The organism is Rhodopseudomonas sp. (assembly GCF_036404135.1).
Classification (GTDB): Bacteria; Pseudomonadota; Alphaproteobacteria; order Rhizobiales; family Xanthobacteraceae; genus Rhodopseudomonas_A.
Genome location: NZ_DASWPE010000099.1, coordinates 1 through 12,441 on the forward strand (window position 1 = coordinate 1; position 12,441 = coordinate 12,441).

The 12,441-nt window shown below is 66.5% G+C and carries 13 protein-coding genes; 9 read left to right on the forward strand and 4 right to left on the reverse strand.

The genetic code is table 11. From position 1 onward, the window contains the following. From lgt to VGC77_RS12630, 5 genes are all read left to right on the forward strand, one after another. Window positions 1–657, forward strand: a 657-nt coding sequence (lgt, locus tag VGC77_RS12610; protein ID WP_331171914.1) for a prolipoprotein diacylglyceryl transferase, incomplete at its 5' end; no start/stop codon positions are given. A 2-nt stretch (window positions 658–659) separates the two neighbouring features. Further along, window positions 660–1,787, forward strand: coding sequence for a class I SAM-dependent methyltransferase (locus tag VGC77_RS12615; RefSeq protein WP_331171926.1), 1,128 nt, complete (start codon window positions 660–662; stop codon window positions 1,785–1,787). Continuing rightward, window positions 1,784–2,560: a peptidoglycan editing factor PgeF gene (gene pgeF, locus VGC77_RS12620; RefSeq protein WP_331171915.1), complete on the forward strand. Its 777-nt coding sequence runs from the start codon at window positions 1,784–1,786 to the stop codon at window positions 2,558–2,560. The genes VGC77_RS12615 and pgeF overlap by 4 nt, the downstream gene beginning before the upstream one ends. Before the next feature lie 159 nt (window positions 2,561–2,719). After that, the gene (locus VGC77_RS12625) at window positions 2,720–3,340 is read left to right on the forward strand and encodes a hypothetical protein (protein ID WP_331171916.1); all 621 of its coding nucleotides are present in this window, start codon (window positions 2,720–2,722) and stop codon (window positions 3,338–3,340) included. A 171-nt stretch (window positions 3,341–3,511) separates the two neighbouring features. Next, on the forward strand, window positions 3,512–4,465 hold the full coding sequence (locus VGC77_RS12630) for a ribose-phosphate pyrophosphokinase (RefSeq protein WP_331171917.1): 954 nt from the start codon (window positions 3,512–3,514) through the stop codon (window positions 4,463–4,465). 284 nt (window positions 4,466–4,749) lie between these two features. Here VGC77_RS12630 and VGC77_RS12635 read toward each other — a convergent pair whose 3' ends face one another. After that, window positions 4,750–5,280, reverse strand: coding sequence for a 6,7-dimethyl-8-ribityllumazine synthase (locus tag VGC77_RS12635; RefSeq protein ID WP_331171918.1), 531 nt, complete (start codon window positions 5,278–5,280; stop codon window positions 4,750–4,752). 398 nt (window positions 5,281–5,678) lie between these two features. On the opposite strand from VGC77_RS12635, the gene VGC77_RS12640 reads away from it, so the two are divergent. Then, window positions 5,679–6,179 carry a YbjN domain-containing protein gene (locus VGC77_RS12640; RefSeq protein ID WP_331171919.1) on the forward strand — a complete coding sequence of 167 codons (501 nt, stop codon included), beginning with the start codon at window positions 5,679–5,681 and terminating at the stop codon, window positions 6,177–6,179. A 336-nt stretch (window positions 6,180–6,515) separates the two neighbouring features. Next, entirely contained in the window at window positions 6,516–7,349 is an 834-nt protein-coding gene (gene proC, locus VGC77_RS12645; protein ID WP_331171920.1) for a pyrroline-5-carboxylate reductase, read from the forward strand. A 428-nt stretch (window positions 7,350–7,777) separates the two neighbouring features. On the opposite strand, the gene VGC77_RS12650 is transcribed toward proC, so the two are convergent. Genes VGC77_RS12650 through VGC77_RS12660 form a run of 3 tightly spaced genes read right to left on the reverse strand, consistent with a single transcriptional unit; the run spans window position 7,778 to window position 10,449 of the window. Beyond that, the gene (locus tag VGC77_RS12650; RefSeq protein WP_331171921.1) at window positions 7,778–9,166 is read right to left on the reverse strand and encodes an ATP-binding protein; all 1,389 of its coding nucleotides are present in this window, start codon (window positions 9,164–9,166) and stop codon (window positions 7,778–7,780) included. A gap of 3 nt (window positions 9,167–9,169) precedes the next feature. Beyond that, window positions 9,170–9,895 (reverse strand): response regulator transcription factor, encoded by a 726-nt coding sequence (locus VGC77_RS12655; RefSeq protein WP_331171922.1) that lies wholly within the window; start codon window positions 9,893–9,895, stop codon window positions 9,170–9,172. Then, window positions 9,892–10,449, reverse strand: coding sequence for a MarR family winged helix-turn-helix transcriptional regulator (locus VGC77_RS12660; RefSeq protein WP_331171923.1), 558 nt, complete (start codon window positions 10,447–10,449; stop codon window positions 9,892–9,894). Before VGC77_RS12660 ends, VGC77_RS12655 begins: the two co-directional genes overlap by 4 nt. A gap of 286 nt (window positions 10,450–10,735) precedes the next feature. On the opposite strand from VGC77_RS12660, the gene VGC77_RS12665 reads away from it, so the two are divergent. Together VGC77_RS12665 and VGC77_RS12670 are read left to right on the forward strand one after the other, a co-directional pair. Beyond that, complete coding sequence (locus tag VGC77_RS12665) at window positions 10,736–11,848, forward strand: branched-chain amino acid aminotransferase (RefSeq protein WP_331171924.1); 1,113 nt, start codon at window positions 10,736–10,738, stop codon at window positions 11,846–11,848. A gap of 377 nt (window positions 11,849–12,225) precedes the next feature. Beyond that, window positions 12,226–12,441, forward strand: a 216-nt coding sequence (locus VGC77_RS12670; RefSeq protein WP_331171925.1) for a hypothetical protein, incomplete at its 3' end; no start/stop codon positions are given.

Below are 12,441 nucleotides of genomic sequence, written 5' to 3' on the forward strand. Positions count from 1 at the left end.
GATTTCATCCTCTGGGTGACTCTCGGCATCATCATCGGCGGGCGCACGGGCGAAGTGCTGTTCTGGAACTTCCCGTATTACGCCGCACACCCGCTGGAGATTTTTCAGCTCTGGAATGGCGGCATGTCGTTTCATGGCGGCTATCTCGGCTGCGTCGTCGCGGTCATGGCCTTCGCATGGTCGCAGCGCATCTCGATCCTGTCGCTCGGCGACCTCACCTGTGCCGTGGCGCCGATCGGAATTTTCCTCGGCCGTGTTGCCAATTTCATCAATGGCGAGCTCTGGGGCCGCGTCACGGACGACAGCGTGCCATGGGCCGTGATCTTCCCGCATGCCGGGCCGCAGCCGCGCCATCCGAGCCAGCTATACGAAGCCGGCCTCGAAGGCCTTTTATTGTTCGTCGTCCTCGCCGTCATGGTCCGCATGAACGCGCTGAAGCGCCCTGGCCTGATCCTCGGCGCCTTCACCATCGTCTACGGCTGCGCACGTATTGTGGGCGAGCTGTTTCGCGAGCCCGACGCACCGACCGGCTTCGTGATCGGCCAGGTCACCATGGGCCAATTGCTGTCGGTGCCGATGATCGTGGTCGGCCTCGTGCTCATCCTGCGCGCCTCGCGACTGCCGGACCGCAGTAGACTCACTCCGGGTAAGGCATGACCGTGACCGACACTTCGCCGCTGCTCGACGAGATCAAGCGCCTGATCCGCGCCACTGGCCCGATGCCGGTGTGGCGCTATATGGAGCTGTGCCTCACCCATCCGGCGTTCGGCTATTATGTCTCGCGCGATCCCTTGGGCCGCGAAGGTGACTTCACCACCGCGCCGGAAGTCAGCCAGATGTTCGGCGAATTGCTCGGACTGTGGGCGGCCTCGGTGTGGCGGTCGATCGGCTCGCCGCAATTGGTGCGGCTGATCGAACTCGGCCCCGGCCGCGGCACCATGATGGCGGACGCGCTGCGGGCGCTGCGGGTGGTGCCGCCGCTGTTCCAGGCGCTGCACGTGCATCTGGTCGAGATCAACCCGGTGCTGCGCGAGAAGCAGAAGGCGACGCTGGCCGGCGCTTCCAACATCCATTGGCACGCCAACCTCGACGAGGTGCCGGGCGGCAGCTCGATCATTTTCGCCAACGAATATTTCGACGTGCTACCGATCCACCAGATGGTGCGCGGCGAACGCGGTTGGCACGAGCGCACCGTCGAGATCGACGCCGCCGACCGCCTGGCGTTCGGCGTCGCGCCGGAGCCGATCCCGCATTTCGAGCATCTGCTGCCGCCCCTGGTGCGCGCCGCGCCGCTGGGCGCGGTGTTCGAGTGGCGGCCGGACGCCGAGATCATGAAACTCGCCAGCCGGGTGCGCGACGAAGGCGGCGCCGCCCTGATCATCGACTACGGCCATCTGCGCAGCGACGCCGGCGACACCTTCCAGGCGATCGCCCGGCACAGCTTCGCCGATCCGTTGCAGAATCCCGGCCGCGCCGACGTCACCGCGCATGTCGATTTTCAGGCGCTGGCGCGCGGCGCAGAAGCCGTTGCCGCGCGGGTGCACGGGCCGGTGACACAGGGCGAATTCCTCAAGCGGCTCGGCATCGAAAACCGCGCCGTGGCGTTGATGGGCAAGGCCAGCCTCGAAGTCTCCGAACAAATCGCCGGCGCGCTGAAGCGGCTGGTCGAAGGCGGCCGCGGCGGCATGGGCGAGATGTTCAAGGTGATGGCGGTGTCCGAAACCGAGCTCGAACAGATCGCCGGGCTCAGCGACCTGCCCGAAACCGCCCGGGCCGCCGCGCAATGACGATTCAATCGCCGCTGCTGTCGGCCGTGCCGGGCCTGCGCCACGCCTTCTTCACCCGCGAGGGCGGCGTCTCGCAGGGCATTTACGCCGGGCTCAACGCCGGCGTCGGCTCGCAGGACAATCCCGCCCATGTCGCGGAAAACCGCCGCCGCATGGCTGAGGCGCTCGGCGTGGCGCCGGAGCGCTTTCTGACCGCCTATCAGGTGCATTCGCCCGACGTCGTGGTGGCGGAGGCGCCGTGGGACTCAGCGTCGCGGCCGAAGGTCGATGCCATCGTCACCCGGGTCGAGGGGCTGGCGATCGGCGCCACCGCCGCCGATTGCGGCCCGGTGCTATTGGTCGATCCCGAGGCGCGGGTGATCGGCGCCGCGCATGCCGGCTGGAAGGGCGCGCTGACCGGCGTGGTGGAGTCAACCGTCGCCGCGATGGTCGGGTTGGGCGCCGCCCGCCAAAACATCCGCGCCGCGATCGGGCCGCTGATCCGGCAGCAAAGTTATGAGGTCGGCAGCGAATTCGTCGCGCGTTTCGTCGCCGCCGATCCGGGCCACGCGCGGTTCTTCGTGGCGGCGTCTCGCGAAAACCACGCCATGTTCGATCTCGCCGGGCTGATCCGGCTGCGGCTCGAGCAGGCCGGGGTCGGCGCGATCGACGACATCGGCCTCGACACCTATCCGGACGAGCGGTTTTTCAGCTATCGCCGCACTGTCCACCGCAAAGAGCCGGATTACGGCCGCCACGTCCATGCCATCGCGCTGCACCCGCGATCGGCATAACCGCTTCAATTTCAAATCAAATCCGCGAAACTCCGGCAGCGCTTTGGTGAGCTTGCCGGACCGCTGGGGTTTGCCCGCCCTAGACCTTAACGGATTTTAACGATATCGCTGCGGGCTGATGTCGGGCGCTGCCCGACCCTCACCAGCGATTCGGACGGCATGCGACTTCAAACTCTGACAGCAAATCTGACGCCCGCGCGGTTGATGCGCGCGGCTCTGCTGCTGGCGACCTTGAGTGGGCTCGGCGGCTGCGTCAGCGACGGCGCGGGCGGCCCCAGCGCCGCCTACGCGCAGATGGGCGGCGGCACAACCGTGACGTTTGAATCGATCGACGGCCCGCCGCCGCAGGTGTTCGACCGCATGGTCAATTTGCTCGACAGCGAATCCAAGCTGCGCAACGTCGCGGTGGTGTCGCGCGAGGCGCCGGCCGCCTATCGCGTGCGCAGCTATCTGGCGGCGCAGATCCGCGGCGGCCGCACCATGATCGCCTGGGTGTGGGACGTCTACGACCAGAACCAGCAGCGCGCGCTGCGGCTATCCGGCGAGGAGCCGACCGGCAAACCGGGACGCGACGCCTGGGCGCAGGCCGATGATTTGGTGTTGCGGCGGATCGCGCAGGCCGGACTGAGCGGGCTCAGCGGCCTGATCAATGCAGCCCCCGGCGAATCGCAGCCCGGCCCCGCCGTGCCCGAGCGCGGTCCGGCGATCGCCAGCGGCGAGGATGTTTCCGCGGCTTCCAACGCGCTCGGCTTTGCGCCCGAGAGCTTCGCCGCGCGTTAACAATTCGGACAGATCCACCCACAAAGCAGGATTTTGCGCGTCAAAGCCGCAGCCAACGGGTTGCCACCCCCGGCGTGTCCTTGTTATGACCTCGCTCGCCCGTTAGACCAGTTGCAAGAGTAGACCGATATGCTGAACGTTGTATCCGCCAAGTCACGGGGAGAGGCGTCGATGTCGGGCAAGAATGGCTCGATCAAGCTGGTCGCCGGCAACTCCAATCGCGCGCTGGCGCAGGAAATTTCCAACTGGCTCGGCCTGCCGCTGACCAAGGCCGTGGTTCGGCGCTTCGCCGACATGGAAATCTTCGTCGAGATCCAGGAAAACGTCCGCGGCTCCGACGTCTTCGTCATCCAGTCGACCTCGTTCCCAGCCAACGACCATCTGATGGAACTGCTGATCATCATCGATGCGCTGCGCCGGGCTTCCGCGCGCCGCATCACCGCGGTGATCCCGTATTTCGGCTACGCAAGGCAGGACCGCAAGGCCGGCCCGCGCACCCCGATTTCCGCCAAGCTGGTCGCCAATCTGATCACCCATGCCGGCGCCGACCGCGTCATGACGCTCGACCTGCATGCCGGCCAGATCCAGGGCTTCTTCGATATCCCGACCGACAATCTCTACGCCTCGCCGGTGATGGTGCGCGACATCCGCGAACGCTTCGAGCTCAGCAAGGTGATGGTGGTGTCGCCCGACGTCGGCGGCGTGGTGCGCGCTCGCGGCCTCGCCAAGCGCATCAACGCGCCGTTGGCGATCATCGACAAGCGCCGCGAACGCGCCGGCGAATCCGAAGTGATGAACGTGATCGGCGAAGTCGAGGGCTACACTTGTATCCTGGTCGACGACATCGTCGATTCCGGCGGCACGCTGGTGAATGCCGCCGACGCGCTGCTCGCCAATGGCGCCAAGGAAGTCTACGCCTATATCACCCATGGCGTGCTGTCGGGCGGCGCCGCAACCCGGATCATCGGCTCCAAGTTGAAAGAGCTGGTGATCACCGATTCGATCCAGCCGACCGAGGCGGTGCGCACCACCACCAATATCCGCACGCTGTCGATCGCCTCGCTGATCGCCGAAGCGATCGGCCGCACCGCGTCGGAAGAATCGGTGTCGAGCCTGTTCGACTGATCGTCCGAGACCGCCAACACCGGAAGACCGTCATTCCGGGGCGCGCGCAGCGCAAGCTGCGAGCGAACCCGGAATCTCGCAACACCTGATCGCGGCCTCTCAACAGGTGCGCGTCGCAAGATTCCGGGTTCACTCAGCCTGTCGGCCTCGCGCCCCGGAATGACAGCCTTTGGATGTCCGAGGCCCGCTGCCCATCCTTCGAGGCGCGCTCCGACGGCGCAAGCGCCGTCAAAGTACGCACCTCAGGATGACGCCGCGGCCGTTGAGCCGCGGAAGGAAGCCCCCTAAACGATTCCCGCCGCGACCTGTCCGCGCAGCCGCTCGAAGCTAAGCAGGGTGTCGGCGCAGGCGCCCGCCACCTCGCTGCCCTTGGCGGCGAACAGCTCCAAAAATTCGCCGAATTCCGGCGCGGTGTCGTCGAACATCTGCGGCGTCAGCACGGCGGAAAACACCGGCACGTCGGTGCGCAACTGCACGTCCATCAACGCCTGGATCACCGTCGGCGCGACGAAGCCGGTCAAGCCGCCGTCGACCACCAGCCCGGCGGCGACGATCGCGGTGTAGCGCCTGGTCTTGGCCAGCGTCTGCACATGCAGCGGGATCTCGAACGCGCCGGGCACCTCGAACAGATCGACCTGCGATGGCGCAATGCCGCGGACTTCGATCTCCGCCAGGAACGCGCCGCGGCACGCCGCGACCACCTCGCGGTGCCAAGACGACTGCACGAAGGCGATGCGCTGCGGCTTGGCGAAGCGCGGCCGCTCGGCCGCCGGCGGCGCGGCAACCTCGGAGGTATCGCTCAAGGACTCGGTCATGGCATTGGACTTTCGCAGTGATCATCAGGTCGTGGAACTATGCCGAAAGCCCCCATCGCCATCAAGCGCGGCCGCGCCTTCTCGCGCGTCGCGATTCAAAAAGTTAACGCCGCCGCCGGACTCGGCAAAGGTTAACAAATCGCCGCGGACTCGCATGGCGCGAATCCGATTCCGTTTTGTTCTGCAAATCTTACGATCAACTGTGGACGGCACCCGCTTTGCCTGTGGATGGGCCGGCAGCCCGGTTGCGCGGATTCCGCAAATCACATCATTTCATGCTTGCAAGCCTCGGATTGTTACTGGCTCGCTCAGTCCAGCGATCCGCACAGCGCGTCCTGCTAGCGCTTGTGGGCCTGCCGCGTGCGTATCAACACATTCAAACGTAAGGTCGAGACGGCATGCCCATGCTCGAAAGCGTCATCGATTCCGGGAACAACCCGCTCGCGGTGGTCGAAGATATCGCCTCCACGAACGACTGGTCGTTCGAGCGCTCCGGCGAAGACGAGATTACCATCGTCTCCAAGGGTAACTGGACCGACTATCAACTCTCCTTCACCTGGATGAACGAGATCGAGGCGCTGCATCTGGCCTGCGCCTTCGACATGAAGATCCCGTCGGCGCATCGACCCGAGGTGCAGCGGCTGATCGCGGCGATCAACGAGCAATTGTGGATCGGCCATTTCGATATCTGGACCCACACCGGCATGATCATGTACCGGCAGGCGCTGGTGCTGCCGGGCGGGCTGACCGCGACCCCCGCGCAATGCGAGTCGATGCTGGTCAGCGCGATCCACGCCTGCGAGCGCTACTATCCGGCGTTCCAGTTCGTGGTGTGGGCCGGCAAGTCGGCCGCCGAGGCGATGACCGCGGCGATGTTCGACACCATGGGCGAAGCGTAAGACAGCGCAACGCGTGAGCGACGCCGGCGCAGCGTCATCCGCTGCGCCGTCATCCTGAGGTGCGAGCGCCCTTCGCGCGAGCCTCGAAGGATGCGGCCGCGAGACGCGGCGACCGCCCCAACCGGACGGCTCATCCTTCGAGACGCCCGGCTTCGCTGCGCTCTGCCGGGCTCCTCAGGATGACGGCGGAATGTGTAGCATCGCAACACGACTGGCCGGATCGCGACAGCCCGGGGCTGATATTCAGATCGCCACAACACGCGGACCCCGCATAAACCCGGGCGCGACTCCCGGCCTGGTGCTAGGGTCCCGCCATCTTCACTTCGGGACATCGTCATGAGCATTTCCAAGAAATCACCGCTGGCGCAGATGACCGGCACCATCGTGCTGGCCGGCGCCGGCAAGATGGGCGGCGCGCTGCTGACAGGCTGGCTGGCGCAGGGGCTGGACGGCTGCAACGTCGCGGTGATCGAGCCGCATCCGTCCGACGAGATCGCAGCGCTCAGCGCGCGGGGCGTCCGCTTCAACACCTCGGCGCAGGATCTCGGCGCGGTCGCAGCGCTGGTGATCGCGGTGAAGCCGCAGATGTTTCGCGATGCCGCGGCCAAGCTGAAAACCTTCGTCGGCCCCGGCACGCTGGTGGTCTCGATCATGGCCGGCATGACCATCGCCGGGATTTCCAAAGCCTGCGGCGGCAGCGTGGTGCGGGCGATGCCGAACACCCCGGCGGCGATCGGCCGCGGCATCACCGTCGCGGTGGCCGGCGGCCACGTCAACGCCGCGCAGCGAGCCACCGCCGACGCGCTGTTGCGCGCCACCGGCGCGGTGGAATGGGTGGCCGACGAAAGCCTGATCGATGCGGTGACCGCGGTGTCCGGCTCGGGGCCGGCCTATGTGTTCCTGCTCGCCGAGGAATTGGCCCGCGCCGGCGTCGAAGCGGGGCTGCCGGAGGAACTCGCCACCAAGCTCGCGCGCGCCACCGTCGCCGGCTCCGGCGAATTGCTGCATCGCTCCGAGCTCGACGCCGCGACCCTGCGCAAGAACGTCACCTCGCCCGGCGGCACCACCGCGGCGGCGCTCGACGTGCTGATGGCGGAAGACGGTTTTCAGCCGCTGCTCAGCCGCGCGGTGGCGGCGGCCAAGCGTCGCTCGCAGGAACTGGCGAAGTAGCTCTCTTCCCCTCTCCCGCTTGCAGGCATGGCTATCGCATATGAATGTTTAGCGGTTGCTGCGAAGATCACCCTCCCCTGGAGGGGGAGGGTCGCTCGCGCAGCGAGCGGGGTGGGGTGGCGAAGAGGTCATCCGCCATGCTCGCGACACACCCCACCCCGGCGCGCACCGCGCTACGCGCGGTCCCCGCCGACCCTCCCCCTCCAGGGGAGGGTGAAGCGAACTGCGAGGCAATGGCCTGCGAAAATCTATTTGCGGCGCCCTGCGCTTGCGGGGAGGGTGCCCGAGCGAAGCGAGGGCGGGTGGGGGCTTGGCGCGAACGGTCGTTTCAGTCGGGCGACAATTGCCCCCTCCCCACCCCTCCCCCGCAAGCGGGAGAGGGAGCGCGCTGCCGATGTGGCTGGCCGCTTCGCGAAAGCAACACCGCCTTACACCGGCACCCGCACCGTGGCGCGCAGGCCGCCCATCGGGCTGTCGCCGAGCGTGATGTCGCCGCCGTGCGAGCGGGCAATGTCGCGGGCGATCGCGAGGCCAAGCCCGGTGCCGCCCTCGTCCTGGTTGCGCGCGTCGTCGAGCCGCAGAAACGGCTTGAACACCTCCTCGCGCATGTCCTGCGGAATGCCGGGGCCATCGTCATCCACCGTCACGGTGAGATAGCGATGGTCGCGATGCCCGGTGATGGCGATGCTATCGGCGTGGCGCGCGGCGTTCGACACCAGATTGGCGAGGCAGCGCTTGAACGACGCCGGCTTCACCGTCACCACCGGCTGGCCGTGGAACACCACGGTGGCGGAATGGCCGTTGCGCTCGGCGTCGCTGCGCAATTCCTCGAGCGCCGCCGCCATGTCGACCGGCTGCGCCTGCTCGCCACTGTCGCCGCGCGCGAACGCCAGATAGGCCTCCAGCATGGCGGCCATCTCGTCGACGTCCTTGCGCATGCCGTCGACGTCCGGGCCGTCGCCGATCAGCGCCAGTTCCAGCTTGAAACGCGTCAGAATGGTGCGCAGATCATGCGACACCCCGGCCAGCATCGCGGTGCGCTGCTCGATCGAGCGCTCGACGCGGCTCTTCATTTCAATGAAGGCGTGCGCAGCGCGGCGCACCTCGCGGGCGCCGCGCGGCCGGAAATTCGGCACCTCGCGGCCCTTGCCGAAGCTTTCCGCGGCGTCCGCCAGCCGCAGGATCGGCCGGATCTGGTTGCGCAGAAACAGCACCGCGACGATCAACAGGATCGATGAGGTGCCGACCATCCAGAACAGGAAGATCTCCGAATTCGAGGCGTAAGCGGCGCTGCGCTGCGCGAACACCCGCATCACCGCGTCGTCGAGCTGGATGCGGATTTCGACGAGATTGGAGCGGCCGACGGTGTCGATCCAGAACGGCCGCGCGATCTGCCGGCTGATCTGTTTACTGATCGACTGATCGAGCAGCGAGAAGAACGGCTTCGGCCCGGGCGGCGGCATGTCGCCGGGGCCTAAGAAATCCACCACCAGCCCCATGCGCTGCTGGGCGATGCGGCGCAGCTGCGCGCGGTCCTTGTCCTGCGGATAGCCCTTGTAGACGTCGATCAGCGCGGCGATGTCCTGCACCACCGCCGCCGACAGCCGCTGCGTCACCGTGTTCCAGTGCCGCTCCATGAACACGAAGGCGACCACCGATTGCAGCACCACCATTGGCACGATCATGATCAACAGCGCGCGGGCGTACAGCCCCTTCGGCATGAAGTCGTTGAAGCGCCGCCAGATGTAGTCGTGGAACGAAGCCACCCGCCGCGTCGCGGTGCGGATCAGCGTGAAGCCGGTGTCGAGCGTGGTCATCGGCTAAGGCGCCGCGACCAGGCGATAGCCGATGCCGCGCACCGCCTGCAGGAACAAGGGATTGGCCGGGTCCTGCTCGATCTTGCGGCGCAGCCGGTTGATCTGCACGTCGACCGCGCGTTCGTTGACGGTGCCGCCGGCGCCGGTGAGTTCGCCGCGCGGCACGGTTTCGCCGGGCGAGGCCGCCAGCACCCGCAGCATGTCGCGCTCGCGGTCGGTGAGATGGATGATCTCCTCGCCCTGGCGCAACTCGCCGCGCTCCAGATGATAGACATAAGGCCCGAAGCTGATCGACTCCAGCTTGACCGCGGCGACCGGCATCGCCCGCTTCAGGATGTTGCCGATCCGCAGCAAGAGTTCGCGCGGCTCGAACGGCTTGGCGACGTAGTCGTCGGCGCCGAGCTGCAGGCCCTCGATCCGGCTCTCGGCCTCGTGCCGCGCGGTCAGCATCACGATCGGCACCGAGGAGGTGGTGCGGATGGCGCGCGCCAGATCGAAGCCGGTCTCGCCCGGCATCATCACGTCGAGAATCAACAGATCAAAATACAGCCCGTTGAGCTTGCCGCGGGCGTCCGCCGCGCTCTTTGCGGTGGTGACGCGATAGCCCTCGCTGGCGAGAAAGCGCGACAGCAGGTCGCGGATCCTTCGATCGTCGTCAACCAGCAACAGATGCGGCGCGTCGTCGGCCGGGCGCGGCGGCTTTTTCGCCAAGGTTGCAAATTGCGTCACCGGCGGTCCTTTGCGGTTGCGCCATTGGCGCCGAGCAGGCGCTCGAGCACCTTGTCCGGATCATCGCGGTCGATCATGGCACGAAGAAAGCGCAGCACCGATTCAGAGTCGCCGGGGCCGAGATCGGCCAGCGCCTGGGTGATGCGATCGGTTTGCAGCCGCGCCAGTTTCACCACCAGCGCCTCGCCCTTGGCGGTGGAGAACAACAGCCGCTGCCGGCGATCGCTGTCGCCGGCGCGCTGCACCAGATAGCCCTCGTCAAGCAATTGCTTGAGCACCCGCCCCAGCGACTGCTTGGTAATGCGCAGCACGTCGAGCAGATCGGCGACTTTCAGCCCCGGATAGCGGTGCACGAAATGCACCACGCGGTGGTGGGCGCGGCCGAAGCCAAACCCCTCCAGCGCGTGATCGGCGTCGCCGACGAAATCGCGATAGGCAAAGAACAACAGCTCGATGACGTCCCACCGCGGAGGCGCGGCGTCGCTGATCGGCGGCGCATCCGGCTCGGGCTGGCCGGCGCTTGGCGATCGGTCCGTGAAATTTATGTCAGCCATGTTGACATATCTGGTCTTTATGTTACAAAACGGATGGTCCAGACGAAATATAACATCATTCCGCTTGCGGCCATGGCCTGAGCGGTCCGATAATTTTTTGCAACGGCTCGCATGCCATTGCCTCGGGCGACCAGGCCGAACATACCGGACTTCCTGCGTTGCGCAAAAGCCCGCTCCCGGCCCGCTCGGGACTTGAACTGAAGACCGGCTGGCAACGGCCCGTCCTTGAATGTAACCAACGGCCACCGCGCGGCACGCGGCGCTCGCCGATCCAGGAGATAAGCCCATGGGAGTTTCGTTCGACAAGGTCGACGGCTCGATCTGGCTGAAGTTCGACATCGCGCCCGCGGCCAACCCGGTCTCCGCCACCGATCGCGCGGCGAAGCTGGAAAATCTGGGCTTCGGCCGGGTGTTCACCGATCACATGGCGCTGGTGCATTACAATCAGGCCAAGGGCTGGCACGGCGCGCGGGTGGAATCCCGCGGCAATTTCCCGCTCGATCCGGCGACCGCGGTGCTGCACTACGCGCAGGAGATATTCGAGGGGCTGAAGGCCTATAAGCGCGACGACGGCGGCGTCAACCTGTTCCGCCCCGACGCCAATGCGCGGCGCTTCAAGAATTCCGCCGACCGCATGGCGATGGCGGCGCTGCCGGAGGCGGTGTTCATCGAGGCGGTCGAGCAATTGGTGCGGATCGACCGCGACTGGATTCCGGGCGGCGAAGGCAGCCTGTATCTGCGGCCGTTCATGATCGCCAGCGAGATCTTCCTCGGCGTCAAGCCGTCGGCGGAATACATCTTCGCGGTGATCGCCTCGCCGGTCGGCTCGTATTTCAAGCGCGGCCCGGCGCCGGTGTCGATCTGGGTGTCGGAAACCTACACCCGTGCCGCGGTCGGCGGCACCGGCGCGGTGAAATGCGGCGGCAACTACGCAGCCTCGTTGCGCGCGCAAGCCGAAGCGATCGATCACGGCTGCGATCAGGTGGTGTTCCTCGACGCGCTGGAGCGGCGCTACATCGAAGAGCTCGGCGGCATGAACGTGTTCTTCGTGTTCGACGACGGCTCGCTGTCGACGCCGCCGCTCGGCACCATTTTGCCCGGCATCACCCGCGATTCGATCATCGCGCTGGCGAAAGAGGCCGGCACCACGGTGCGCGAGGAGCCCTACACGCTGGCGCAGTGGCGCGCCGACGCCGCCTCCGGCAAGCTGAAGGAGGCGTTCGCCTGCGGCACCGCGGCGGTGATCTCGCCGATCGGCAAGGTGTGTTCGGCGCACGGCGATTTTGTCATCAATGGCGGCGAAGCAGGCCCCGTGGCGATGGGGTTGCGCAAGCAACTGGTCGACATCCAGTACGGCCGCGCGCCCGACAGCCACGGCTGGATCCGCAACGTCGGGTGATGCGCGTTATTACGGCGTCATTCCGGAGCGCGAGCAGCGACAGCTGCGAGCGAACCCGGAATCTCGCTGTCAGACCGTGACGCCTCACCGCGTCGCAAGATTCCGGGTTCGCTCGCCCGAGACGGGGCTCGCGCCCCGGAATAACGGCCTCCTTTGGTGGCGTGCGCGCCCCGGATGCGGCGCAATGGGCTGCAGTTGCGGCGAGTGATGAGTGGTCATTCTGAGGTGCTCGCCGACAACGCTCTTGCGTTGAGGCGAGTCTCGAAGAATGCGGCTCAGAGCCCTTGCGGCTGATCAGCTTGCGGCCGACCTATCACGTCCGGCCCATCCTTCGAGACGCCCGGCTGCGCGCTTCGCGCTGCGCCGGGCTCCTCAGGATGACGTCGAAGGTGGAGAGCTGCTGCGAAGTCAGAAAGTATTTTGATCCGACTGACCGCCACCCCTCATCGCGACGCCGTCATCCTGAGTGTCTGACCGAAAAAGCAGCGAGCAAAATCAGGGGTTTTTGTCATTGCGAGCCGAGGGCAGCGCGCAGCGCCGACTTCGATGCGAAGCAATCCAGGGGCTTCAAGCGTGGCCCTGGATTGCTTCGT